Raw genomic sequence first — 24,116 nt, forward strand, 5'->3', positions numbered from 1 at the left:
GATCGCAAAACCAAATCAACATTACCTTTTCCGAAGAAATCGGCTGAAGCAATGCCCTTCGGCAAATCATAATTGGCATGAAGCGTGCCAATTAAAACACCGGGCCGACTGCTTGGATTAAAAAGGACTAGAGCATGGTTCCCTCACGGGAGACCAACTCACGGAAACGCTCGAGGAACTTTGCCGTGATCGGGCCGGGCTTGCCGTCCCCTATCGGGCGGGCATCGACCTTCACAATCGGAATGATCTCGGCTGCCGTACCGGTCAGGAATAGCTCTTCCGCCACCCAGATGTCATAGCGCGTCAGGTTCGCCTCCCGCCAGGGCACTCCCAGATCTTCTGAAATTCCCAGGGCGGTATCGCGGGTGATCCCCTTCAGTGCCCCCGCGCTGGCCGAGGGCGTAATGAGCTCACCCTTGTGGATGACGAAAACATTATCCCCGGTGCACTCGGCAACGTGACCCTGGTCGTTCAGCATGATGGCCTCATGGTAGCCCAGATGCTGGGCCTCGATTTTGGCGAGGATGTTGTTGAGGTAGTTGAGCGACTTGACTGTCGGCGGCAGAGCTGCCGGATTGATGCGGCGGGTCGGCACCGTAATGATCTCCAGTCCCTTTTCGTAAAATTCCTGCGGATAGAGCTGAATCTTGTCCGCAATTATGATCAGTTGCGGCTTGTCGCAGTTTTTGATCGAGAGGCCAAGACTCCCCTCTCCACGCGTCACGACCAGACGGATATAACCATCTTTCAGGCCATTGGCCCGACAGGTCTCGCAGACCGCATCGGAAATCTCCTGGCGTGACCAGGGCAGCTCCAGCATGATCGCTTTGGCCGAATACTCCAGGCGCTCCAGATGCTCCTCCAGCTTAAAGACACAACTATCGTAGAGCCGGATACCCTCGAAAATGCCGTCGCCGTACAGTAAACCATGGTCGAAGACCGAGACCTTCGCCTCAGCTTGGTCGACCAACTTATCGTTCATAAAAATCTTCATAAAGCTCGTAGACAATGGAGGCTTTGTGCGGTTTGTCTAGTCCTCAACACCTCTCATCCAAAATGCATGATGACGCATCGGAGGCACCCCGCGTCAAAGATGTGTGTATGCCAGAGCGCGCCGAATCGGCGGAGGGCTCAGGCATCCGCAAACAAGGCGCAAAGGCACGGCCGAAGCCGTGCCTTGACCTCGAATTATGCCTCTTCGTATTGGCGCTGCAGCTCTTCAACCACACTCGGATCGGCCAGCGTAGTCGTGTTGCCCAGTTCCTTGCCTTCGGCGATATCCCGCAGCAAGCGGCGCATGATTTTACCGGAGCGGGTCTTGGGCAGATCGCTGGAAAAGAGAATTCGTTCGGGACGGGCAAACTTGCCGATACTCTTGTCAATCATCTCAACCAGCTCCTTACGTAGATGGTCGTCATGCTCGCGGCCCTGAATCACCGTCACAAAGGCGATCAAGCCCTGACCTTTGATTTCATGCGGCACACCAACGACGGCGGACTCGGCCACGTCCTTGTGCTCGACGAAGACACTTTCCAGTTCCGCCGTGCCGATTCGGTGACCGGACACATTGACCACATCGTCGACGCGCCCCAGAATCCAGATATAGCCATCCTTATCGCGGCGGGCCCCGTCACCGGGGAAGTAATATTTGCCGTCCCACTTACACCAGTAGGTATCCTTGAAACGTTCCGGATCACCGTAGATCCCGCGCAGAATACCGGGCCACGGTTTCTTGATCGCCAGGATGCCGGCGTCGACTTCCTCGCCCTCGTCGGTCAGGATGGCCGGCTCGATGCCGAAGAAAGGCACGGTGGCGCAACCGGGCTTGGTCGCAGTCGCACCGGGAATCGGTGTCAGCATATGGCCGCCGGTTTCGGTCTGCCACCAGGTATCGACAATCGGGCAACGCTCCGCACCCACTTGCTTGTGATACCAGATCCAGGCTTCGGGGTTAATGGGTTCACCCACAGTACCCAGCAGGCGAAGACTCGAGAGGTCGTGCTTCTCCAGCCACTTGTCACCCCATTTCATGAAGGCGCGAATCGCGGTCGGTGCGGTGTAAAAGATCGTAGCGCGGTATTTTTCCACGATCTCCCAGAAGCGTCCTTCGTCCGGTGTGTTGGGCGCACCCTCATACATGATCTGGGTCGCAGCATTCTGCATGGGGCCGTAAACGATGTAGCTGTGCCCGGTAATCCAACCCACGTCGGCCGTGCACCAGAAAACGTCGTCCGGCTTGAGGTCGAAAATGTATTTCGTGGTCAGGTAGGTATAGAGCATGTAACCGGCCGTGGTATGGATAATACCCTTCGGCTTACCTGTCGTGCCACTGGTATAGAGCAGGAAGAGCATGTCTTCCGCATCCATTTCCTCACAGGGGCAATCAATCGGCTGATCCTGCACCAGGCGGTGATACCAATGATCACGCCCCTCCTTGTAGTGGCAGGGAAACGGATCGCCGTGGGCACGCTTGACCACGACCACGTTGCTCACGCTGTCCACGCCCTCCAGGGCTTCGTCGACGGTGTTTTTCAGTGAGAGTACCCGCTCGCGGCGCCATCCGCCGTCGGCCGTAATCACGCAAGTTGCTCCGCAGTCATTGATCCGGTCACGGATCGATTCCGCCGAGAAGCCGGCAAAAATCACGGTATGCACCGCACCGATGCGCGCGCAGGCCAGAACCGCCAGGGTCAGTTCGGGAATCATGGGCAGATAAATCGCCACCCGATCTCCTTTTTTAACGCCGATTTGTTTGAGCCCGTTGGCGAACTTGCACACTTCACGGTGCACATCCTGGTAAGTCAGCACACGGGTGTCGCCGGGTTCGCCCTCCCAAATCAGAGCCGCCTTGTTGCGGTTCGGCCCCTTCAGGTGACGGTCCACGCAATTGTAGCATAAATTGGTCTTGGCTCCCGGGAACCACTTGAAGAACGGAGCCTCCGACTCATCCAGGACCTTGTCCCACTTTTTAAACCAGTCCAGTTCTTCGGCCGCTTCCGCCCAGAAGGCCTCCGGGTCAGCGATACTTTTTTCGTAAAGTTCCCGATACGCTTCGGGGCTACCGATGTAGGCATCCTTAGCAAAATCAGGATGTGGCTCGAATTTGCGGTTCTCGTGTGAGACCGACTCCATTGAGGAACTTTCTTGGGGCATATTTTGTTAGTTTATATAATTCTTAAGATAACGAACATTAATGAGAATGCTTCAGCCAAGTATTCGCAAGATCATGGTCAACGTATTTCGTCTGAAAAAGCTTGCCCGCAGGCTATTGATGTAAGCTATTGACAAGCATTCAGAGCAGACGCAAAAAAACTGGCTTCTCGCCGCTTGGCAAAGTGCCGTATTATAAAACATGGAAAATTTCGCAGATCAATGCCTAGACATGGCCCAATCGATCCTGAGTGAGAATCTCGGGGCAATTGGTGAACAGGGAACGATCTCCCCGATCGAGGGAGAAAACAGCCGCTTGGACGAACCGGGCCACGCCGCTCTCGCAATCGGCGAGTATTATCGCGCGACCAGTGAGACGCAGCTCGGCGACTTTGACCTGATCGACCTCTCGGCCCGCTGCATCACGGCCCAGGCCTTTGCACCGGAGCCTCAGGAGAACGGCATGGCCTACGCCGCACTCGGCTTGCTCTCGTTCAGTCCCGCCAAGGACCGTAATCCGGTCTGGGAGCGTCTGATGGACCCGACTCGCGAGCAACTGGACAAGCTCCTGCTCGAGCGCAGCGATTATCATAATCATTACCAGGCCTTCAACATCGCCAAGGCCGTCACCCGTTTCAGTCTGGGGCTGTCCAAAAAGGATGAAACCGGCCAGCTGATCGACCGCTTCCTTGAGCGCATCGACGCCAAGTCATCCACCGGTTACTTCGATGACGCCGGCGGCGAAGAAGATTCCAAGTTGCACGGCAGCTTTGATATCTACGGCGTGCTCAGTTTTGTCTTCATCCGCCAGGCCCTGCAGCTCCACGCCAATATTCATCTCCGCGAGCGCAAGCTCCCCAGCCTGCGCACCTACTCGGAGAAATACCTCAAGCTCATTCCGGACATCGCCCGTCAGGACGGTACGGCCTGGGCCTACGGTCGCTCGCTTGGCGCCTACGGACAAATGCACTGCATCAGCCTTGCCCTGCAGGCTTTGCGTGACGGCTGGGTCGCTGAGAACCAGCGCGACCTTTATGTGGATGCGATCCGCCGCATGTTCATGAATTTCTTCGTCACTTACCTGGACCAGGAACACGGCTACCTCGTCATTCGCGACGGGGAACGCACGACCGTGCCCTACCACACCACCCGGATGGCGAACTTTGATGCGGCCCGCTACCTTTGCCAGTGGTCCCGTCTCGCACGTTCCGCCGGTGGCAGCGCCGCCCCGAAAAACCCGGTGCCAGCCCGCAAGGTGGCCCGCTACGTCAGCTTCGACAAAACGCACAAAAAGGAGCAGGGCCTCTTCGTTTATCAGGACCCCGACTCCGGCCTCGCATTCCAGTTGCCGCTGCTCGCTTCCAGCAAGCTGGGTAAAGGCACCTCCGGCTATCTCGCCTTCCCGCACTCGCCGGGCATCTTCGACTGGCCGGTCGATAAATACCTGCCCATCATGCAGCCGGAACTTACTTTTGGCGACAAGGTGATCGTACCGTCCTACTACGGAAAGAACGTCACCACCAGTATCGGCCTGCGCAACGCGCTGAACTTTAAATACGACCAGCCCGAGCTCATCACCAAGGACGAGGAGTTCGTCAACGGGCTGGGCAGCTGCAAGGTCACCTGGTCGTTCAGCCGCGGCAAGATCACCTGCGAATACAATTTCTCCGTCAAGCAGCAGGTCCAGCTCGACAAGATGCGCTATGTCCTCGCCATTGCCTCGCCGCACAGCCGCTACCGCGTGGGCACCGCCTTTACGCTTGGCCAGGAGGGGCACCGCACCGAAGTCACCAAGGACGACTTCCAGGCAGAATGGAAGGAGTTGGAAACCGTGACCGAGAACGAAGAATACCGCACTTATTACGGAAACATGCACTACCTGCAGATTCTCGAGCGCGACCGCCCGCTGGTCATGCGCCCGGGCCAGCAGTATCGCATCGCCCTCTCCTTCGAGCCGGACATCGCCTTCGCGGATGAGTGATGCACGTTGTTCGTTGAGGCTTGATCGTTGAACGCTTTTGCGAAACCACTCAGCGGGCAACATTCAACAACCAACAACCAACGAACAACACCATGCTTTCCGTTCGTATCATTCCCTGCCTCGATGTCCACGCGGGACGCGTGGTCAAGGGCGTCAATTTCGTCAACCTGATCGACGCGGGGGACCCCGTGGAACAGGCTAAAGCTTACGAGCAGCAAGGAGCCGACGAATTGGTCTTTCTCGACATCACCGCCTCCAGCGATGAGCGCAATACCATGATCGACGTGGTCGAGCGCACCGCCTCGGAGTGTTTCATGCCGCTCACCGTCGGTGGCGGTCTGCGTAACGTCGGCAACATCCGCGACATGCTCAATGCCGGTGCGGACAAACTGAGTCTCAACACCGCCGCCGTCCTTGACCCGGATCTCATCTCCAAGTCCTCCAGCAAATTCGGCAACCAGTGCATTGTCGTCGCCATCGACGCCAAAAAAGTCGAAGGCGAGAACCGCTGGGAGGTCTTTACCCACGGGGGGCGCAAGCCCACCGGCCGCGATGCCGTGGAATGGGCCAAGGAAGTCGTGGCCCGTGGCGCGGGGGAAATCCTCCTCACCAGTATGGATGCCGATGGCACCAAGGCGGGCTATGACAACGAACTGAACCGCGCCATCACCGATTCCGTTGGTGTGCCCGTCATCGCCTCCGGCGGGGCCGGCACCCTCGACCACCTCGCCGACGCCCTCAAGGAAGGCCACGCCAGCGCCGTGCTCGCCGCCTCCATCTTTCACTTCGGGACCTACACCATAAGGGAAGCCAAGGAACATCTGCGCGACTGCGGCCTGCCGGTCCGGCTCTGAAAAATCTGAATCCGTCTCCGCTTAAAATTACGTTTAAGATTCTGGATTTCCACTCATGGACTGGGACAAGGCCAACTTCCAAAAGATTAACCAGCGCAAAGCCGAAGCCCGGCGCTGGGAAAAACGCGACGAGGAAAGCACAAAGAAGTCTCCGCGCAAGGGCAGTCACCGCCCGGCCTCGAAAAGAAAAAAGCGCGGCAAGAAGTAGTCCATGCGAGCCTAACGGGTCAATCGTGCACGTGGTTCTCGGGTTTTTCGGGGGATGCATTTCCCTGTCTTTTACGATCCACTGTAGAGGCTGCGCTTGCGCATGCCACGATCGTCTTGCGGCCGAAGGTCAAGCCGAGCCTCATCGCGCTATGCGGGTAAAGCTGACCTCTTCGCCAGATTAGGTTTCACAGATTTTAATCTTTCCGGTCCGGATACTGGCATGCGCAAGCGCAGCCGCTACTTATTCCGTTTCGATTTAACTCTGGTGGGAAAGTAAGATCTTTTGTTGGCTCAGGTTCGATGATAATGCCAGTAAAGGTCAGTGGATGGTATTACACTGGGTTATTCTTTTTACCACCCACTCACCCGCTGAGCGGGTTCGTTGGAGACACTAGGGCACTGAGTTTTGGTTTTCTCTTCTCTGTAACTCGGTGGTCTCCAGCGCAGCAGGTGGGAAAAATCTCTCCACCGTGATGGATTCTATTTCTACATCAGAAAATTATAAGATAACCTTGGGCCTACCTCGCTTCGAATTCATAATGAGCTATCGTGGCATACTTGTCGCCATGACAGCATGCCTCGGCGTAATCCAATGAAGAACGGGTCCTCTGCCATCGAGGAACGGTAACTAGGCATAGCTGTAGCCATGGCAGTCCTCTGCCATCGAGGAACATAGTCGTAGCCATCGAGGACCGCTCAAAACAAGGGAGCCAGAGGACCGGCTCGGCTACATCAATTCAATTCTTCCAGATATCGGCCTCACCCCAGGATTCCGCGCAGCTTTGCCACATCCGCTTTCCGGTCCGTCCTCAATTCCAATAGCCTGACACCCGACTCCGGTGAAAGCGAGAGTTCGGCTTTGAATTGGTCCCAACTTTCAATTTGGCGATAACTGATGCTGTGCGCCGCACAAAGTTGTTCGACATCGACGGCCTGCGGGGTGGCAAAGTGGCTTTCAAACACCTCCTTCTGATCGGAAACCGGCAGATATTCGAAAATCCCGCTGCCCGAATTATTGATCAGCAGCACCGTCAAACTGCCCTGCATCTCTTTTTTGGCCAGAAGCCCGTTGCTGTCGTGCAGGAAGGCCAGATCACCGGTGAGCAGAATCGTCGGCTTGCCACGGTGCGCAACCCCCATAGCCGTGCTCAGGGTACCGTCGATACCGTTGGCCCCGCGATTGCAATAGATTGATATGGCACGGTTGCCGGGCCGCCAAAAGTATTCGCCGTAGCGCACACTCATGCTGTTGGCCAGAAAGACGGAAGCATCAATCGGGGCATATTGAGAGAGCAGCCAGGCAACCTTTCCTTCAAAAAGTTCGTCCATGGCATCGAGTGCCTCGTCTAATCGCTTATGGGTCTTCGATTCCACCGATTGCCACTGTTCGATCCAGGCAGACTCCGCCTTCTGATGGGGCAGAAATTCCGCGAGCGCATGCGCGTCTCCATAAAGCGGTGTCGCCACCCGATGCAGCGGATCCGTATTGTCCGAGAGCCGGGTGAGAAGAAAGGAGCTGGCATCGAGATCGCCCAGCCATTGCCGGAGGACTTTACTCGTCGGCAGGTTCCCGATCTGCAGGATTGCCGTCGGCTCCAGTGCTTGCGCCGTTGAGGTATCGCGGAGCAAGGCATCGTAGCTACTGACCAAGGCCTCATTCTCTCCGGCGTGATTGCGCAAAGGGTTCAGCACGTCGGCCAGCACCGGCCAGCCGAGCTTGTGCGAGAGCATGACCACGGCATCGGCAAAGACGTCGTCGCCACAGGGTGGATTCTCCGTGCCCACGACGATGATTCCCTTGGAATGGCTCATCAGACGCTCGACCGCTACGGTGTCGAAACCCTGGCTCGCCGCAACCGCTTCGGTCGGCCGTGTGATTAACGTGGCCGCAGCTTCAAGGTCCCCACCGGAACAAACCGGCTTCGCCCCTGCATCGGGAGCCAGTGGGTCGCGAAATGAGAAATTCAAGTGCACGGGCCCGGGCACCGGTTGGAGGGATTGCGCCACAGCATGCACCAGCGTCTGCCGTAAATATCCGAACAGCTCTGTCTCGGGTAAGGCCAGCTGATGAAAGCGGCGAACGTAGTCGCCGTAAAACTTGAGCTGGTCGATGGTTTGCCCGGAGTGGCAGTCCTGCAACTCCGGTGGACGGTCGGCCGTGAGTAAAAGCAAAGGCGTGCCGCTCATCGAGGCCTCCACGACAGCAGGCATGTAGTTCGCCAAAGCCGAACCGGAGGTGCAGACCAGCGCTACCGGCCGATGGGTCCGCTTGGCCAGGCCCAGGGCAAAGAAACCCGCCGAGCGCTCGTCGAGAATGGTCAGGGCCTCCAGCTTGGGGTTCCGTACTGCGGCCACCGTCAACGGGGTCGACCGGGAGCCCGGCGAGGTCAACACCGTCTGCACGCCCAGGCGCGCGAGAACCTCCATGCTCAAGGCCCCCCAGGCCGAGTTCACATTCGAACGCGACAGGTCGTCGAAAACCTCTGCACTACTCTGCTTCATACTGATTTGTGATACATCAAGAAATACGCGAAAGCAGGCAAGGACAAGTGCACGATGTGATAAACGGGCAGAACGCGCCAACTACCTGGCGCAATCAACCTGACAAATGCTTCAACCCGGCCAGTAAGGCGTCCGCATCGGGCGAATCGGAATGCACGCAAAAGGTGTCGGCCTCGAGCTTGATTGCGCCACCATCGATGGTATCCAGTAATTGACTACGCTGCCAGTTCTCAAATCGCTTGATGGCTGCTTCGGCACTCAGCAGGGCATCCCGGTGGGTGCGGGCAACGAGCCTGCTGTCCGAGGTGTAGGCACGGTCGGCGAAACCTTCGGCCCAGACCCGAATTCCGGCGTTTTGCGCTTTCTTCTTAAAACTGCCGCCTGCCAAAGCGAAAACTCCCAGCGGTAATTCCAACGAAGCCAGCACCTCCAAATAAATGTCAGCATAGTCATGATCCGCTTCCACAGCATGATAAAGACTACCATGGAGTTTGACATATTCGACCTCGACACCGTGCGACTCCGCATAAGCGATAAAGTCGCACAACTGGGCGCTGAGTAGATCACGAAAAGCCCCGGGACTGGGTAATATCTCTCCTCGCCCTCCTTCACTTGCCATACCGGGATGCGCGCCGACCATCACGGCGTGCTCAGCTGCCAGTTGCAGCGTCCTCCTGGTTTTGGCGGCGCTGCCGGCATGCACACCACAGCAGATGTTCGCGGCGTCAACCTGAGCGAGCAGCCGCTCCGTCCGCTCGTCGGACTCGTCTTCACCCAGGTCGCAGTTGATTACAATTCGGCCCATTGAAAGCTAATCTGCGTGCCGGGCGCACATTGTGCAAGTCGATCCCTGTCGGCATCCTTGAAGACAGCGATCTTGGGGTAGCCTCCCACCGTGGGGCCGTCCGCCATGGTCACAATCGGTCGCCCGCTACCGGGCACTTGAATACTACCGGGCAGCACCGGTTCACTCTTGATGCAAGCAGGCACATCAATCGAGGGGCCTTCCAGACGATAGCCTGTCCGGTCGGAATGCTGCGACACCGTCCATTCGGAAGCGACCAGTGTGCTTCGGGCTTCTTTGCTGAAATCCTCGTATTGCGGTCCGGGAAGGAGACTGAACAACTGATTGGAGGCATACCGGCGGCACATCTTTTCAACCAGAATACGACGCGATATTCTTTCGGTCGATACCGGGGGCAGCTTTCGACCGAAAACCAGTTCATCCCCCCGCTTCAGGGCGGCGCCCAGCCCGATGCGCAAATCGGCGGACACACTCCCGAACCATCGCTCGGCTTGGAACCCACCCGGAACGGCTAGATAGGCGAAAAGTCCGCCGGCTTTTGCAGAGCATTCGATCACCTCGCCGGCCTTGAGCTCCCTAGCCGTCCAGGCAGGCACGGCAGGACAAACATCCGCACCCGTCAAAGCGACCCAGGCATCTTCCTGCACCCGAAGCTTCGCCCCCTGCATTAAAATTTCCAGCACCGGCGCATCGGGCGGATTCCCCAGCAAGTGGTTGGCGGCACGCATCGCATGTCGGTCGAGCGCTCCGCCCCGGGGCACGCCGTAACGGAGTAAGCCAACCCGGCCCGCATCCTGCAGCGCCATTCCGGAACCCGGTGATAGGATCTTCAGCGACATTAAAAACAATCAACAGGTTTAAAGCGAAGCCGGTCCCCCGGCGTAAAGAAAAAGACCGCCTCAAAATCCGGCGCGTCCCCCTGCGCGGCCTCAGGGTCGAATAAAGCCCTATCGATTCGCCCTAATAAGTGCCAGCCACCCGGACTGGCCACGGAGTAAATACCACCATGCGCCCCACCAATCGCGACTGAGCCCGGATCGATACGCTTTCGCGGCACTTTCCTGCGGGGCAAATGGAGCCGCGGGTCCAGGCCGTCGAGGTAAGGAAAGCCCGGGGCGAAGCCCATCATACGCACGGTGTAGGTCGACGAGCAGTGCATTTCGACCACCTGATCGATACTCAGGCCAATTTGTTTCGCCACCGACTTGAGGTCAGGACCGTCGTAAGTCACGGGGATTTCGACAATGGCACGCCCCACCTGCTTCGCCTCGTTTGGATCGATCGTTTTCAGCCATGCTGCCAGCTCGCTGACCGGTAGCGGCTCTTTGAAAATAAAGAGGACCGTATCGTAGCCCTCAACGTATTCCAAACACCCCCCGGGCATTTGCCCGCGCAGACAGTTGCAGAGCCCAGCGCGTTCCCCCTCGCTCAAGTCATGGGCCAGTATGCCCGTCTCCCCGTAGGCTTTCAGCGCTACATCCATGCTCACGTCAATCCGTTCTCGGCAGGGTTTGAATCGGGCTTTTCGTGTAGGCGATGGTGTTTGCTTTCAGGGTTTCGCGGAAGGACGTGTTGGGCATCACCACCGAGCGTTTGCCGATAATCGAGCCGGGGTTAAGCACCGCATTGCAGCCGACTTCGGCGTGATCGCCCACCAAAGCCCCGAGTTTACGCAAGCCACTGGAGATGCGTGACCCGTCCGCTAGTTGCACCGGCACATCGGCCTGATCGAGGCGCAGGTTCGAGCAAATCACGCCCGCTCCCAGATGAGCCTTGTTCCCTAAGATCGAATCGCCCACGTAGCTGAAATGCGGCACCTGTACCCCGTCAAGGAGCAGACAGTTCTTAAACTCGCAGGAATTGCCCAGCACACAGTTTTTCCCCGCAATGACATTGCCGCGGATAAAAGCGCCCGGGCGAATTTCACAGCCCTCTCCGATGTAGACCGGCCCCGTGATCGAACAAAAGGGCGGCAGCTTGACGCTGGGATGCAGGTAGACCTGCCCCTCAATCGAGCAGCCGGGCGGTATTTCCTGGGAATACTGAAACTCGCTGCCATCAAGCGATGCCAGTGCCTGCTTGATTAATGGCACCCACTCCCAAGGCCCAAGATCCGGTTTGAAAACCGACGCAAATGGAAGGGACCCGGGGAATTCAAAAAGCTCGTTCGCAGTCTGCATGGTACCACGGTAGCATGCTTCGACCCGACGTGAACAATATTTTGCTGGCATTCGCCGGAAATTTTGTATCCCTGACAGGCTTGCACGACGTAAAAGAAAAACCACGCATGGTGGAACGGGCCATGCTGATCGGCATCACCCTTCCGGGCGAAGACAAACAAAACACCCGCGGGTTGCTGGATGAACTGCGCGAGCTCGTCGCCACACTCGAGATCGGGATCGTTCACGAGCGCGAAGTCGCCATCCGCAAACCACAGGCCAAGTATCTCGTGGGCTCGGGTAAGGCGGAAGAGTTGATCGAGGAGGCCAAGTCCCGCGACTGCGATGTCATCATCTTCGATAACGAACTCACCCCGGCTCAACAGCGCAACTGGGAGCAGGCCGCCGAGGACAAGATTCTCGTCATTGATCGCCAGGAGGTCATCCTGGATATTTTCGGACGTCGAGCGCAGACCAAGGAAGCCGTTCTCCAGGTGGAACTGGCGCGGCTGGAATACAACCTGCCCCGCCTGAAGAGCGCATGGACCCACCTCAACCGCCAACGCGGCGGTGGCGCCATCCAGCGTGACGCCGGTGAGACTCAATTGGAACTCGACCAACGTATGGTCCGCACCCAGATCTCCCGGGTGAAGCACCAACTGGAGAGCGTCATTCAACACCGCGAAGTGCAGCGTAAAAAACGGATGACCGTTCCGGTGCCGACCTGCGCCATCGTCGGCTACACCAATGCCGGCAAATCCTCCCTCCTCAACAAGCTGGCCAATTCCGATATTCTCGCCGAGGACAAGCTTTTCGCCACACTCGACCCCACGTCACGCCGCTGTCCCCTGCCCAGCGGGCAACCGCTGGTGGTGACCGATACCGTCGGCTTCGTCCGCAATCTCCCCCACCGCCTGGTCGATGCCTTCAAGGCCACACTGGAAGAAGCCATCGTATCGAATTTTTTAATACATGTTCTCGATGTGAACAGTCCCGACGTCGAAGCGCATGCCGAGACCACACTGAAAGTGCTCGGCGAGCTTGGGGCCAAAGACAAAAAGATCATCACCGTCTTCAACAAGATCGACGCACTCTGGGACGAAAGCACCCGCCATGAACTGGCGCTAAGATACCCCGATGCCTACTTCATCAGCGCCCACACCGGCGAGGGACTGGACAGCCTGATCGACAAGATGGAGGCGATTATCGAGGAGGACTTCGAGCAGCTCAAACTGCTCATCCCCCACGACCGCTACGACCTTGTGGCCCGACTCCACCGTGAAGGTGGCGTGCGAAAAGAGGAGGTGCGCGATGAAGGCACCTACGTGACCGGCTCCGTGCCCGACCGCTTAGTCACTCTGGTCGAGCCCTATGTCGTGAATGACTAATAGATTTGACCAGTTTCGCGATGTCTCTAGCACGAATTTAACGAAGGGCCTTGCTTCTACCTACCCACTGTCTGGCCTATTATACCAGTGCGAGTTTTATTCGGTCAGCCTCATGTTGGCTATAAACATATGAGCAAGAAGAGCAAAGCTGAACGAAGGGCCATCGTGAAGGAGCTTCAGAGAAAAGAAGAAGAAGAGAAGCCACAGCGCTGGGGGAGGAACCGTTCATTGACGTTAATTAACGTCAATGAACGGTTAAAAGTGAACCCATGCGTATACGAGGTAAAGCACTCGACCATGGGACTCCATTTGACCAGACTGGATTACATCTAATCGGAGCTGGTCAACACCATTGTTCGCCGCCCGGTTTTCGACAATCACTTGAAATCCAAAACACACAAGCTCGATTGCCAGTCCTAATCGTTCGCCAAAAAATGAAAAAAGTAGCTATCTTCGGAACTCTTGCTGCGATCATTGCAGGCTTATTCTTTATTATTTCACCCTTAATAAAACGTACCCAGGCCTTCTTCATAGAGGATTCCATCCACGGTCGCTACTTTCCCGTCGTCCGAGCCATACTAGAATTCACAGAAGAGAAAGGTGTCGCACCGAGAGAATTAGCTGAATTGATCCCTGAATACCTGCAGAGTCTCCCGGAGAGCAAACATGTTGACCGTCTAAAGATCATGAGTGAGGGAGAGAATTGGACTCTGACACTTTACAGCGAGGCTACTGGCCAACACCGAACCTATCAAGCGAGACGACCGAACTTCACCGACAAAGAAATTGAATCATCTTTGCTTTTTTATCATGACACATGGCTCGTCGAGGGAGACTAACCATTCGATGTAGAAAAGAATGACGGAGGTCTGCCGGAGATGGCGAAGCAATGAAACCACCCGCTTCCTTCTTCGCTCTTAGAGCTACGCAGGACAGGACGCTGGACATGGAGAATAAAATGAAAAAGGTAATATCCTATTCTTTGATGGCCCTGGGATTTCTTTGGATATTGGGCATCGCTTTGAGTTCTTACCATCACACCGCATGGATGTCTCATTCCCAGAGTCTGGGAACAAACGAAGAAGTCAAAAGAGTTGAAGCGACTCGTGCCATGCGTGAGCTTTCTCTCAACATCAAGGACCACTACAGAATAATCACCGTACCAGCTTCTTTGATTCTTATTGGTGGAATCTTAAACACATCCAGGACTGAAAGGTAGCAACCTCGTCCGGGAGAGGCCGGCGCGCGGCAAACAACGACCTGGCAGCTGTCGCGATTACGCCTTCAGCCTGAAGGCACACATTGCGAAGGGCGGCACATCCAGCTTGATGGAGTACGGACGGCCGTCCCACTCGATCGCCTCGGCTTCGATCCCGCCGCAGTTACCGTAGCCCTGGCCGCCGTAATCCTTGGCATCCGTGTTGATGACTTCTTTCCAGAAACCTGCGTGCGGCACGCCGACGCGATAGCCTTCCCGACGAACCGGGGTAAAGTTACCGACGGCAACGATGCCATCCGTCTTCTTCTTACCTTTTCTCAGGAAGCTGAGCACGCTGTTGTCGCCATCGGTGCAGTTGATCCACTCGAAACCGGCTTCCTCGTTATCCAGTTTCGCGACGGCGGGCATCTTGCGATAAAAATGGTTCAGGTCGCGGATCAGCATCTGAATACCCCGGTGGTCGATGTACTCGAGTAAATGCCAATCCAGGCTGGCGTTGTATTTCCACTCGGCGGACTGACCGAAGTCACTCCCCATAAAGAGGGTCTTCTTGCCCGGCCAGAGCCACATCAAGGCGTAGAGCAAACGCAGCTGGTGCGCCTTGTTCGACATGGGTTCGCCGGGCATTTTCATGATCATGGAGCCTTTGCCATGCACGACTTCGTCGTGGGAGAAAACCTGGGTAAAATGCTCGGAATACTGATAGAGCATCCCGAAGGAGAGCTGCCCGTGCTCATACTTCCGGTAAATCGGGTCCTTGCTGAAATACTGCAGCGTGTCGTGCATCCAGCCCATATTCCACTTCATATCGAAGCCGAGGCCGCCGTCTTTTACCGGCTTGGTCACCCCGGGAAAGGCGGTGGACTCTTCGGCAATCATTAAGGTACCCGGAAACAGTTCATGCGCAAGTACATTGGTTTTCTTGAGAAACTCGATCGCTTCGAGGTTTTCCCGGCCACCGTGTTTATTGGGGATCCACTCCCCTTCTTCCCTGGAATAATCGAGGTAGAGCATGGAGGCCACCGCGTCGACCCGCAGGCCGTCGATGTGATAACGTTCCAGCCAGGCCAGCGCGGAGGCGATGAGAAAGCCGCGCACTTCATCGCGACCGAAGTTGAAAATCAACGTGCCCCAGTCGTGGTGAAACCCCTGGCGCGGGTCCGCATGTTCGTAGAGCGCGGTGCCGTCGAACTGTGCGAGCGCGAAGCTGTCGGTGGGAAAGTGTGCCGGCACCCAGTCCATGATCACCCCGATCCCTTTCTGGTGCAGGATGTCGACCAAATACATGAAATCCTTGGGCGAGCCGAATCGATGGGTGGGCGCGAAGAAGCCCGTCACCTGATACCCCCAAGAGCCATCGAACGGGTGTTCCGAAAGCGGCATGAACTCAACGTGGGTGTAGCCCATCTCCTTGACATAATCGACCAGCTCTTTGGCCATTTCGCGATAGGTCAGGGGGCGATTGGCATCCTCCACCACCAGCTTCCATGAACCGGCATGCAGTTCATAGACCGAAATCGGTTCCTCCATCCAGTTGGTCTTTTCGCGGCGCTTGATCCACGCCGCATCGCCCCACTCGTAGTCGTCGACTTCGCAGATGATGGAGGCATTGTGCGGGGGCGCTTCGAAGAAAGTCGCGTAAGGGTCGGTCTTGAGCTGCGGTATCCCCTGTGCGGTGGCGATCTCGAATTTGTATTTCATGCCGGACTCCAGGCCGGGGATAAAGAGCTCCCAGACACCTGAATTGCCGATACGGCGCATGGGATGGTAACGCCCGTTCCAGTGATTGAAATCACCAACTACGGAAACCCGCTGTGCATTGGGGGCCCAAACGGCAAAGGACGCCCCCTGAACACCGTCGACCTCGCGGAGATGCGAACCCATTTTGTGGTGTACCCGGGTGTCCGTGCCTTCACTGATGAGATAGAGATCGTCGTCGGAAATAGTCGGCAAAAACCTGTAGGGATCGAAGAACTGGCGAATCTCGCCATTGAAACGCTCGATCCGAAGACGGTAGCGGAAAACGTCCTTGCGGTCCTCGATCAAGCCCTCGAAAAAACCGTCCTTGCTGATTTTCTTCAAGGGGTAGCGCGCCCCCTCAGGCTTCGCGACATCGACGACCTCGCAGCTTTTGGCGTCATCCAAGTATGCCCGGACCAGGAGGCACTTCTTACCATCCTTCGTTTTGTGAGGATGCATACCAAGAATGTCGTGGGGCTGGGCGCACTTCACCTTGGTGACGGAATCGAGCTCTGCTTTTGTCGTAATCACGACACAGAGAAAACCACTCTGCCGCGGACTGGCAAGAACCGTTCCTCGTGCAAAACCCTGTCGATCCGAATGGCAGGTTAAGCGGTCGTAGTGTGTTTGTTCTGCTGCTGGACGTAGGTGACCCGCTTTAGCCGGTCACCCGAGCGGGCAAGTGCTGCCGTTTGGCCGATTCAGGTCGCACGGCTTCCGCCTTGGCATATAGATACGGCGGACAGGCAAGCAGGGCGACTACGGTAAATACGCTTAACTCAGTTTCATCGCGGCTGATTCTGCTCCGATCATGCTCGCAGAAGCCCGCAGAACTGCTCGCCATGACGATAAAAGGCTTGTCGATGGAAATACGCCTGCTCATATTCCGCCCCCGTGCGAAAAATTGCCCGGTTAACAACACTTTGTCTCATCACAGCCCTTCCCGGGCTGGATGCTGCCCTACCCGAGCTGAGCGCTCTGGAACCGCTCGAATTCGATGAAGAATCACAACGACTGGTGGCGCGGGGCGATGCGATCCTGAGTTTCGAGGATACCCGTGTGCGGGCCGACAGAATCACTTACTACCAGGAGTACGGCCTTGCCGACGCCGAAGGTAATGTTGCCGTGACTCAGGCGGGCAACCGCCTCATTGCCGACCGCCTGAGCTACGAAGCCGATAAGGATGTTTTTGCCGTGGACCTGCTGCGTACCGGGCAGTGGCCATTTCATATCAGCGGGGTATCCGCAGGTGGCACGACCGATGATATTCTGATCGAAGGGTCGACCCTTTATTACGGAGAACCGGGACCCTTTGCACTCAATGTCAGTTCCGATCAGGTTGAATACGTCAACGCCGAGTCTGAATACGTCAAGATGGACGGCGCCACCTTCCGGGTGGGCAACATCCCCGTTTTCTATATTCCGGGCTACACCTATTACTTAAACAATTCCCCCTACTACCTCGATCTTGATGCCGGTTATGACAGCGAGCTGGGCGCTCACATTCAGAGCACGGCAATGTTTCCGGTAAGTTCCTTCATGCGATTGGGCGCCAACCTCGATCTCTACAGCAACCGTGGCGTCTTGGTGGGACCCGCCGCGCAATATGTCTACAACTCGGAGAACCAGCAGATCGTGGGCGCTCTCAGCACTGGCTGGATTGAAGACCAGGGTGATGACGAAGAGTTGGGCCTGGATATCGTCGGCCAGCAAATCGACTCGACCCGGGGCTTCGCTGAGTGGCGCCATAAGCACCACATCGGCGAGCGTATCAGTATGACCGCCGTGGCCTCCTACTGGTCGGACTCGGAGGTTACTCGCGATTTTCGTGACGATTACTACGACGATAATCAAACCCCCGACAACTTTGCCGAAGCGGCCTACAGCGGTGACAATTTCATCCTCTCGGCCTTTGGTCGCTTTCGCCCCAACGACTTCATATTGACACAGGAACGTCTGCCGGAAGTGCGGTTCGACCTGCTGCCGGTACCGATTTTCAATACCGGTGCCTACCACAAGGCCTCGGCCAGCTATGCCCAGCTCCGGGAGAACTTCGATCTCAATGCACCTCTAATTGAAGGTGAGTCGGATCGTTACGACCTGAGCTACCGGATTGAGCGTCCGATCCACCCGACTTCATGGCTCACCTTTACCCCTCTTGCCGGAGCGCGGTTCACCGGCTACGACAACCAACAGGTGGATCCTTTCCTGCTGCCCGGCGCGGCGCTGGTCGACGATAATTTCACACGGGACATCTACGAACTCGGCTTCGACCTCGAAATGCGGGCCTTCAGCAGCTACGATACGGTCAACCGCACCTGGGATATTAACGGACTTCGCCATATCGTTCGCCCCGTCATTCGCTATCGCTACTACACGGATCCGGAAGATCTCAACGAAATCGCAGCCATCGACCGCAGCGTCTTTGACCTTGAGCGCCCTCTGCTCGACCTGAGCGACCTGCGCAACATCGACCAAATCTCGGAAAGGCACCTGACACGCATCGGCTTTGAAAATTTATTTCAAACACGCGCTAAAGGATACGGCTCGCGCACATTGGCCGCACTCAACTTTTATCAGGACGTCCTTTTCGACAAAGACACCCGCTACGACGGAAGCGACCAGGACACCTTCAACGCTTCCTGGGTCGAAATCGTCATGGAACCTGCCCCCTGGCTGAAGTTCGAACTCGCATCGCGTTTCCGCACCGAATCGATGAGCATGGAGGAGCTGCGCACCCGCACTACCCTGCGCAGCGGCGAGATCTGGGAACTCGGGCTGTCGACCGACCTGCTCAACAAGCGGATCGATCAATACCGCCTCGACTTCATCTACCGGCTTAACGAGCGCAACGCGTTACTGACCGACCTTCGCTTCGACGCTGACAGTGGCGAGTTTACCCGCTTCCGCCTTGGGCTCCGCTCCAGAGTCGGCAGCACCTGGCAAATCATCTACTTCCTCACCTTCCGCGATGGGGCGCGTCGTGAAAGCGATGTTGAATTCGGAATCAACCTTACCCTCGCCGATCCGGAATCGGGCATTTAAGTCATGGAAGAAGCACTTGTTCCCAATAATGATTTTGCGATCCGGCTGCCCGCGTTCGAGGGGCCTTTGGATCTGCTGCTGTACCTGATCCGGAGGAACGAAGTCGATATCTACGACATCCCCATCCAGCGGGTGACCGAGCAGTATATCGAGATTCTGGGATCCATGGAAAAACTCGACCTTGAGATCGCCGGGGAGTTTTTCGTCATGGCTTCGACCCTGATGTATATCAAAAGCCGCATGCTGCTGCCCAAAAAGGACCAGGGAGCCAACGAGGATGTGGAAGACGAAGAGCTCGATCCACGCTGGGAACTCGTCCAACAGCTACTGGAATACCGCAAGTTCAAGGAAGCTGCGGAAGACATCCAGAAACTGATCCTCAACAGCAACGACCTCATTGCCCGCATCGGCCCGAAAGAAGCGGTCGAAGCCGTCGAACGCCCTTTGAAACCCGTCGACCGGGTCGACTTATGGAATACCTTCAATCAGGTGCTACGCCGTTTGGCCGAGCGCATAACCGAGGGGGAAATCCATGCCGAGCAGGTGACGGTGGCCGACCGGATGGAGTTGATCCTGAAACGGATCGAAGAGGAACCGAATTTTCTCTTTTCCGAGCTTTTCGAATCGACCACCACATTGACGACCATCGTCGCCTCCTTCCTGGCCGTTCTGGAACTGACTCGACTCGGTAAAATCCGCCTGCAGCAAGATGTTGCTTTTGCCGATATACGTTGCGAACGTGCGGAATAATTCCATAGCGAAAACCTCTCAATCACCATGAAACGTATACCACAGCAAAACGACCAAAGTCAGCCAAAGGCCAAGGCCCACTTGGTCGGCGTCGGCCTCGACAACTCAGACGGCCACAAGCGTATCACCCAGGCAGAGCGTTTCGCCATTGTCGGGGGATCCGAGGAGACCCACGGCCGCATGACGGAAACCGTCGTCAAAACCTTTGAGACCCTCGACCGAAAGGGAAAAAGTCTCGAAGAAGTTGAAAAACAGGAACTCGCGGAGATCATCCATAAGAATACGCCGAATTAAGCCACTGGCTTGACAGTACGGCTTGCACTTAATATCACACCTACCAATGAGCGATACCCCAGACCCAAACAAACCGCAGTCCGAATCCTCACAGGATTCGGCACCTGAAAGCACCCCTCAGGAGCCGCAGGCTGCGTCTCCAGTCAAAGCGCCTTCCAAACCGGTCAAACCACCCTCGAAGCCGACGCCGAAGCCCATTTCCATCACACCGACGGAAAAGAAGGAAGCGCCTGCCAGCAAGCCCGACACATCCATCACTTTTGATGAGGGGCCGGCAGATGACACCCCGAGCACGGCTATGCTGGTCGTCGACGGCCTGGCGGCCGTCATCGCAATTACCTTCACCGTCCTCATCGTACGGGACGCGATGCCTTTCCTATAAGTAATACAAAATAAGATACGACACATGTCTGATAAAATCACCGAACTCGACAGTTCTAACTTCGAATCTACCGTATCCGCTGGTTCCGCTCCGGTCGTTGTTGATTTCTGGGCGCCATGGTGTGGCCCCTGTAAAGCAATTGCTCCCATTCTCGAAGAATTGGCGGATGAACTCGGCGACGCCGTAAAAATCTGCAAGGTCAACGTGGACAATAACAGCGATATCGCTGGTAAATATGAGATCCGCGCCATCCCCACCATCCTGATTTTCAAGGACGGCAAGGTAGCCGACACCGTTGTCGGCCTTTCCTCCAAAGAAGATCTCAAGGCAAAGCTGGCCTAGTTACGGCACAAGACCGCAGTTCTAAACTTTATCCAAACCGCCGAGCGCAAACTCGGCGGTTTTTTTGGGCACAGCGTCAAAGGATCCGTTGGTGAAATAAACAATCAAACCACCCGGCTCGCTTCGCATATCACTCTGAACCTGTTCCAGAAGAGCTGAATTTTCGTCAAACGCACGGGCGGCAAGACCGCCGGCAGCCAGACGGCTGGCTATGTGACCGGTGTCCAACCGCTCCTCCGGTGGTATGCGTTCCGCGCGATGAACCGGGCCCAGATAGACGCGGTCGGCTCCGCTCAGCGCCTCGGTAAAACCGGATTCAAAGCGTTTGGTCACGGCGCTGTTACTGCGGGGCTCGAAACAAGCGGTCAGAGTCGCCTCCGGGTAAGCCGCGCGCAATGCTTCGATCGCTCCGGCAACGGCTGTCGGGTGATGCGCGAAATCCTCGATCACCGTCCAGGCCGGGGTCCTGGCCAGCACATCCTGTCGCCGCTTGACTCCGTTAAAATGATCCAGACTGGATAAGTCCAGCTGGGTCGGGTCTTCAAGCCCCTCTGCCAGTGCCGCCGCCAGGGCAGCCATCGCGGCATTGCGTGCGTTAAAAAGACCGTGCATCGACCAGCCGACCTGAGCCCACAGCTTTTCCTTCCAGACCAGATCAAAACTTGCCCCCTCGGGACTGTCCCGGAAATTGCGAATCAGCAGATCACTCTCTGGACCAGTACCCACGCGGTGAACTTGGGTCCACGAGACCGGAAGCAGACTGGTCAGATTCTCGTCGTCCGTATTGACCAGCACATGGCCGGAGCCGGGCACAATACGTAAAAAGTGCCGGAAGGTCCGCTTCACATCTTCCAGATCCCGAAAGATGTCGGCGTGATCAAACTCCAGGTTATTCAAGACTGCGACCTGTGGACGATAATGGATGAACTTACTGCGCTTATCAAAAAAAGCGGAGTCATACTCATCCCCTTCAATCACAAAAGGGCGGCCTTCCCCCAGACATGCGCCGCTGGATAAGTCATTCGGCAGACCACCGATCAACCAGCCGGGCCGGGCACCGGTCTGTTTGAGTAAATACGCAGTCAATGTCGAAGTCGTTGTCTTGCCGTGCGTTCCGGCAATCACCACAGGCCTCCGGCCCGCCAGAATCGTTTGATGAAAGAGCTGAGGAAGCGACACATAGGAAATGTCTGATTGATCGAGCACCCACTCGACCTCAACATTCCCGCGGCTCATGGCATTGCCGATCACGATTTGATCGGGCTTGAGCTCCGCCAAACGCTCGGCACTGAAGCCTACCAGGACCTCGATGCCCGCATCGGCGAGAACATCCGACATAGGCGGGTAAATCCCGCTGTCGGCCCCGAGCACTTCATGGCCCTGCTCTTTGAGCAGCAATGCGGCGTTGCCCATGGCCGTCCCGCAAATGCCCATGAAGTAGACGCGCATCAGTTTATCCGGTAATTTCTGCGTACTCCGCCACCTGAGACACATTCAGTGTCTTATCGATGCGTTTGGCAAAGCCGGCCAGCACCTTGCCCGGTCCGCATTCGTAGAAGTCGGACAATTCGTTTTCGGAAGCCATGTTACGCAAACAGTCTTCGAAACGAACGGAGGATACGATCTGCTTGACCAGGCAATCTTTGATGGTGTCCGGTTCCGAGACACGCCCGCCGGTCACATTGGTGTACACTTCGACCGTGGGGGCTTTGAATTCAAAGTCCTCAATGAATTGGGCAAACGCATCGCGCGCCGAAACCATGAGGCGGCTGTGATAGGCACCGGCCACATTGAGCGGCTTGCAAAGCTTGAATCGGCCCTTGGACGCGGCGACCGCTTCCATGACCTTATCGTGCTCACCAGAGATAACGATTTGTCCGGGGCAGTTCAGATTGGCGATCTCGATATCAAACTCCTCGCAGAAAGCGCGCACATCCTCGGCGCTTCCACCGATGACCGCCGCCATGGTGCCCTTGGTGGCATCACAGGCGAGCTGCATCAGACGACCGCGCTCGGCTACAAGCTTCAAGCCGGTGCTGAAGTCGTAAACACCTGCGGCTGCAAGCGCCGTCAGTTCACCCAGGCTCAGGCCGCAGGCCGCTTTGAATTCCTCGAGTTTTCTCTGCTCCTGCAGCAGGGCGAATATCGCGTAGCCCTGTACGTAGAGGGCCGGCTGGCAGACCTTTGTCTCGGTCAGCGCCTCGTCCGGTCCCTCGAAACAAATTTTCTTCAAATCCCATCCGAGCACCTCGTTGGCCTGATCGTAAAGTGCCTCGGCGGTCTTTGAATGTTCACACAGGGAGCGGCCCATGCCGATCTGTTGTGCGCCCTGTCCGGAAAAAAGTAGTCCTATTGCCATAGTTATCTCTGAGCTAGCGTTAATCTGGTTGAAAAGATGCTAGCGAAACGTTCTGGACTGCAAGAGCAACAAGGAAGTCACAAACAGAAAGGAAGCTTTACCTGACTGTCCTCTTGAGGTCTATTCTAACGAAACTTCTGACCTAATTTTTTTGAATGAATTCTATCGACCTTGAAGCCCACTGGACGGAACTGCGTGAGCGTGCCGAACAAATCGTGGCGCAGGAACCCGTTCTGCAAATTCTGCTCAACGAAACCGTGCTGGACCGCAGCAGTTTTGCCGAGTGCCTGACCTATCGCATCACGCGAAAACTTGTGAATCACGGCGCCTCGATCGAGGTTCTCCACAACGTTTTCATGGAGGCCTTCGAGAATTCCCCCTCGATCCTCGAACAGGTGGCCTGCGACATGATTGCCGCCAATGAGCGCGACCCCGCCTGCCCGGACGTGCTGACCCCCCTGCTCTATTTCAAGGGATTCCAGGCGCTGGTCTGCTATCGAATTTCCCACTATCTTTGGAAAGTCGCGCGCAGGGACTTTGCCCTCTACCTGCAAAGCCTCATAGCCGAGACCTTCAGTGTCGACATCCATCCGGCAGCGGAAATTTCCTGCGGCATCCTGCTCGACCACGCTACCGGGTTTGTGGCCGGAGAAACGGCGGTCATCGAGCACGACGTCTCTATCCTCCACGAGGTGACACTCGGCGGCACCGGCAAGGAACGCGGTGACCGGCACCCCAAGGTTCGGTCCGGAGTGCTGCTCGGTGCCGGTGCCAAGATCCTCGGCAATGTGGAAATCGGTGAAGGCTCGAAAGTCGGTGCCGGCAGCGTGGTGCTGAAGGATGTGCCGCCCCATGTCAGCGTAGCCGGCGTCCCGGCTAAAATCATAGGCAAAATGAAGGTACCCAACCCGGCGCACGACATGCGCCACTAAGAGC

General features: G+C 56.5%; 23 protein-coding genes. 12 read left to right on the forward strand and 11 right to left on the reverse strand.

The genetic code is table 11. The features are described from left to right. Positions 1–127 precede the first annotated feature (127 nt). Both ilvE and acs read right to left on the reverse strand, forming a co-directional pair. Complete coding sequence (gene ilvE / locus DDZ13_RS06850) at positions 128–994, reverse strand: branched-chain-amino-acid transaminase (protein ID WP_110130705.1); 867 nt, start codon at positions 992–994, stop codon at positions 128–130. 194 nt (positions 995–1,188) lie between these two features. After that, positions 1,189–3,153 carry an acetate--CoA ligase gene (acs, locus tag DDZ13_RS06855; protein WP_233246108.1) on the reverse strand — a complete coding sequence of 655 codons (1,965 nt, stop codon included), beginning with the start codon at positions 3,151–3,153 and terminating at the stop codon, positions 1,189–1,191. Positions 3,154–3,382: 229 nt separating this feature from the next. On the opposite strand from acs, the gene DDZ13_RS06860 reads away from it, so the two are divergent. The 3 genes from DDZ13_RS06860 to DDZ13_RS15485 all read left to right on the forward strand — a co-directional run bounded on the left by DDZ13_RS06860 (position 3,383) and on the right by DDZ13_RS15485 (position 6,193). Beyond that, on the forward strand, positions 3,383–5,131 hold the full coding sequence (locus tag DDZ13_RS06860; RefSeq protein WP_110130706.1) for a hypothetical protein: 1,749 nt from the start codon (positions 3,383–3,385) through the stop codon (positions 5,129–5,131). A 92-nt stretch (positions 5,132–5,223) separates the two neighbouring features. After that, positions 5,224–5,985 carry an imidazole glycerol phosphate synthase subunit HisF gene (hisF, locus tag DDZ13_RS06865; protein ID WP_110130917.1) on the forward strand — a complete coding sequence of 254 codons (762 nt, stop codon included), beginning with the start codon at positions 5,224–5,226 and terminating at the stop codon, positions 5,983–5,985. A 55-nt stretch (positions 5,986–6,040) separates the two neighbouring features. Next, a complete protein-coding gene (locus DDZ13_RS15485) occupies positions 6,041–6,193 on the forward strand; it encodes a hypothetical protein (protein WP_158279830.1) in 153 nt (50 codons plus the stop codon). Between the two features lie 761 nt (positions 6,194–6,954). On the opposite strand, the gene menD is transcribed toward DDZ13_RS15485, so the two are convergent. The 5 genes from menD to DDZ13_RS06890 all read right to left on the reverse strand — a co-directional run bounded on the left by menD (position 6,955) and on the right by DDZ13_RS06890 (position 11,682). Further along, positions 6,955–8,697 (reverse strand): 2-succinyl-5-enolpyruvyl-6-hydroxy-3-cyclohexene-1-carboxylic-acid synthase, encoded by a 1,743-nt coding sequence (gene menD, locus DDZ13_RS06870; protein ID WP_110130707.1) that lies wholly within the window; start codon positions 8,695–8,697, stop codon positions 6,955–6,957. 94 nt (positions 8,698–8,791) lie between these two features. Further along, positions 8,792–9,502 (reverse strand): LamB/YcsF family protein, encoded by a 711-nt coding sequence (locus DDZ13_RS06875; RefSeq protein WP_110130708.1) that lies wholly within the window; start codon positions 9,500–9,502, stop codon positions 8,792–8,794. Continuing rightward, positions 9,487–10,341 carry a 5-oxoprolinase subunit C family protein gene (locus DDZ13_RS06880; protein WP_110130709.1) on the reverse strand — a complete coding sequence of 285 codons (855 nt, stop codon included), beginning with the start codon at positions 10,339–10,341 and terminating at the stop codon, positions 9,487–9,489. The genes DDZ13_RS06875 and DDZ13_RS06880 overlap by 16 nt, the downstream gene beginning before the upstream one ends. Further along, the gene (locus DDZ13_RS06885) at positions 10,341–10,985 is read right to left on the reverse strand and encodes a 5-oxoprolinase subunit B family protein (RefSeq protein ID WP_110130710.1); all 645 of its coding nucleotides are present in this window, start codon (positions 10,983–10,985) and stop codon (positions 10,341–10,343) included. Before DDZ13_RS06885 ends, DDZ13_RS06880 begins: the two co-directional genes overlap by 1 nt. Positions 10,986–10,992: 7 nt before the next feature. After that, positions 10,993–11,682 (reverse strand): acyltransferase, encoded by a 690-nt coding sequence (locus DDZ13_RS06890; RefSeq protein WP_110130711.1) that lies wholly within the window; start codon positions 11,680–11,682, stop codon positions 10,993–10,995. Positions 11,683–11,696: 14 nt separating this feature from the next. Between DDZ13_RS06890 and hflX the strand changes: the two genes are divergently transcribed. The 3 genes from hflX (at position 11,697) to DDZ13_RS06910 (ending at position 14,268) form a co-directional block, all read left to right on the forward strand. Next, complete coding sequence (gene hflX, locus DDZ13_RS06895; protein ID WP_233246109.1) at positions 11,697–13,049, forward strand: GTPase HflX; 1,353 nt, start codon at positions 11,697–11,699, stop codon at positions 13,047–13,049. 434 nt (positions 13,050–13,483) lie between these two features. Beyond that, entirely contained in the window at positions 13,484–13,888 is a 405-nt protein-coding gene (locus DDZ13_RS06905) for a hypothetical protein (RefSeq protein ID WP_110130713.1), read from the forward strand. Positions 13,889–13,938: 50 nt separating this feature from the next. Beyond that, on the forward strand, positions 13,939–14,268 hold the full coding sequence (locus DDZ13_RS06910) for a hypothetical protein (RefSeq protein ID WP_110130714.1): 330 nt from the start codon (positions 13,939–13,941) through the stop codon (positions 14,266–14,268). Positions 14,269–14,325: 57 nt separating this feature from the next. Here the strand turns inward: DDZ13_RS06910 and glgB are convergent, their stop codons facing one another. Both glgB and DDZ13_RS06920 read right to left on the reverse strand, forming a co-directional pair. Further along, entirely contained in the window at positions 14,326–16,539 is a 2,214-nt protein-coding gene (glgB, locus tag DDZ13_RS06915) for a 1,4-alpha-glucan branching protein GlgB (RefSeq protein WP_233246110.1), read from the reverse strand. A gap of 127 nt (positions 16,540–16,666) precedes the next feature. Then, positions 16,667–16,891 carry a hypothetical protein gene (locus tag DDZ13_RS06920; protein WP_110130715.1) on the reverse strand — a complete coding sequence of 75 codons (225 nt, stop codon included), beginning with the start codon at positions 16,889–16,891 and terminating at the stop codon, positions 16,667–16,669. Positions 16,892–16,902: 11 nt separating this feature from the next. Here DDZ13_RS06920 and lptD point away from each other — a divergent pair, with 11 nt between their 5' ends. The 5 genes from lptD to trxA are packed head-to-tail and all read left to right on the forward strand — an operon-like array spanning position 16,903 to position 20,821. Next, positions 16,903–19,053 (forward strand): LPS assembly protein LptD, encoded by a 2,151-nt coding sequence (lptD, locus tag DDZ13_RS06925; protein WP_110130716.1) that lies wholly within the window; start codon positions 16,903–16,905, stop codon positions 19,051–19,053. A 3-nt stretch (positions 19,054–19,056) separates the two neighbouring features. After that, complete coding sequence (locus DDZ13_RS06930) at positions 19,057–19,803, forward strand: segregation and condensation protein A (RefSeq protein WP_110130717.1); 747 nt, start codon at positions 19,057–19,059, stop codon at positions 19,801–19,803. Between the two features lie 27 nt (positions 19,804–19,830). Further along, positions 19,831–20,097 carry a hypothetical protein gene (locus DDZ13_RS06935; protein WP_110130718.1) on the forward strand — a complete coding sequence of 89 codons (267 nt, stop codon included), beginning with the start codon at positions 19,831–19,833 and terminating at the stop codon, positions 20,095–20,097. 46 nt (positions 20,098–20,143) lie between these two features. Then, a complete protein-coding gene (locus DDZ13_RS06940; RefSeq protein ID WP_110130719.1) occupies positions 20,144–20,479 on the forward strand; it encodes a hypothetical protein in 336 nt (111 codons plus the stop codon). Positions 20,480–20,503: 24 nt separating this feature from the next. Further along, positions 20,504–20,821, forward strand: a complete 318-nt coding sequence (gene trxA / locus DDZ13_RS06945) for a thioredoxin (protein ID WP_110130720.1) — start codon at positions 20,504–20,506, stop codon at positions 20,819–20,821. A 21-nt stretch (positions 20,822–20,842) separates the two neighbouring features. Here trxA and DDZ13_RS06950 read toward each other — a convergent pair whose 3' ends face one another. Then, positions 20,843–22,270 carry a UDP-N-acetylmuramate--L-alanine ligase gene (locus DDZ13_RS06950; protein WP_110130721.1) on the reverse strand — a complete coding sequence of 476 codons (1,428 nt, stop codon included), beginning with the start codon at positions 22,268–22,270 and terminating at the stop codon, positions 20,843–20,845. A 4-nt stretch (positions 22,271–22,274) separates the two neighbouring features. After that, positions 22,275–23,180: an ACP S-malonyltransferase gene (fabD, locus tag DDZ13_RS06955; RefSeq protein WP_110130722.1), complete on the reverse strand. Its 906-nt coding sequence runs from the start codon at positions 23,178–23,180 to the stop codon at positions 22,275–22,277. A gap of 155 nt (positions 23,181–23,335) precedes the next feature. On the opposite strand from fabD, the gene cysE reads away from it, so the two are divergent. After that, positions 23,336–24,112, forward strand: coding sequence for a serine O-acetyltransferase (gene cysE, locus DDZ13_RS06960; RefSeq protein WP_110130723.1), 777 nt, complete (start codon positions 23,336–23,338; stop codon positions 24,110–24,112). The last annotated feature ends 4 nt before the right edge of the window (positions 24,113–24,116 follow it).

It is taken from the genome of Coraliomargarita sinensis, from assembly GCF_003185655.1.
GTDB classification, from domain to species: Bacteria; Verrucomicrobiota; Verrucomicrobiia; order Opitutales; family Coraliomargaritaceae; genus Coraliomargarita_B; species Coraliomargarita_B sinensis.

Bases quoted from the DNA above. Each gene is read 5' to 3' on its own strand.
- fabD (WP_110130722.1), bottom strand. From the start codon at position 23,180: ATGGCAATAGGACTACTTTTTTCCGGACAGGGCGCACAACAGATCGGC.
- DDZ13_RS06885 (WP_110130710.1), bottom strand. From the start codon at position 10,985: ATGGATGTAGCGCTGAAAGCCTACGGGGAGACGGGCATACTGGCCCAT.
- ilvE (WP_110130705.1), bottom strand. From the start codon at position 994: ATGAAGATTTTTATGAACGATAAGTTGGTCGACCAAGCTGAGGCGAAG.
- DDZ13_RS06875 (WP_110130708.1), bottom strand. From the start codon at position 9,502: ATGGGCCGAATTGTAATCAACTGCGACCTGGGTGAAGACGAGTCCGAC.
- DDZ13_RS06860 (WP_110130706.1), top strand. From the start codon at position 3,383: ATGGCCCAATCGATCCTGAGTGAGAATCTCGGGGCAATTGGTGAACAG.
- acs (WP_233246108.1), bottom strand. From the start codon at position 3,153: ATGCCCCAAGAAAGTTCCTCAATGGAGTCGGTCTCACACGAGAACCGC.
- DDZ13_RS06935 (WP_110130718.1), top strand. From the start codon at position 19,831: ATGAAACGTATACCACAGCAAAACGACCAAAGTCAGCCAAAGGCCAAG.
- DDZ13_RS06930 (WP_110130717.1), top strand. From the start codon at position 19,057: ATGGAAGAAGCACTTGTTCCCAATAATGATTTTGCGATCCGGCTGCCC.
- hisF (WP_110130917.1), top strand. From the start codon at position 5,224: ATGCTTTCCGTTCGTATCATTCCCTGCCTCGATGTCCACGCGGGACGC.
- DDZ13_RS06890 (WP_110130711.1), bottom strand. From the start codon at position 11,682: ATGCAGACTGCGAACGAGCTTTTTGAATTCCCCGGGTCCCTTCCATTT.
- DDZ13_RS06910 (WP_110130714.1), top strand. From the start codon at position 13,939: ATGAAACCACCCGCTTCCTTCTTCGCTCTTAGAGCTACGCAGGACAGG.
- DDZ13_RS06880 (WP_110130709.1), bottom strand. From the start codon at position 10,341: ATGTCGCTGAAGATCCTATCACCGGGTTCCGGAATGGCGCTGCAGGAT.
- hflX (WP_233246109.1), top strand. From the start codon at position 11,697: ATGCTTCGACCCGACGTGAACAATATTTTGCTGGCATTCGCCGGAAAT.
- menD (WP_110130707.1), bottom strand. From the start codon at position 8,697: ATGAAGCAGAGTAGTGCAGAGGTTTTCGACGACCTGTCGCGTTCGAAT.
- trxA (WP_110130720.1), top strand. From the start codon at position 20,504: ATGTCTGATAAAATCACCGAACTCGACAGTTCTAACTTCGAATCTACC.
- DDZ13_RS06940 (WP_110130719.1), top strand. From the start codon at position 20,144: ATGAGCGATACCCCAGACCCAAACAAACCGCAGTCCGAATCCTCACAG.
- DDZ13_RS06920 (WP_110130715.1), bottom strand. From the start codon at position 16,891: ATGAGCAGGCGTATTTCCATCGACAAGCCTTTTATCGTCATGGCGAGC.
- DDZ13_RS15485 (WP_158279830.1), top strand. From the start codon at position 6,041: ATGGACTGGGACAAGGCCAACTTCCAAAAGATTAACCAGCGCAAAGCC.
- DDZ13_RS06905 (WP_110130713.1), top strand. From the start codon at position 13,484: ATGAAAAAAGTAGCTATCTTCGGAACTCTTGCTGCGATCATTGCAGGC.
- cysE (WP_110130723.1), top strand. From the start codon at position 23,336: ATGAATTCTATCGACCTTGAAGCCCACTGGACGGAACTGCGTGAGCGT.
- DDZ13_RS06950 (WP_110130721.1), bottom strand. From the start codon at position 22,270: ATGCGCGTCTACTTCATGGGCATTTGCGGGACGGCCATGGGCAACGCC.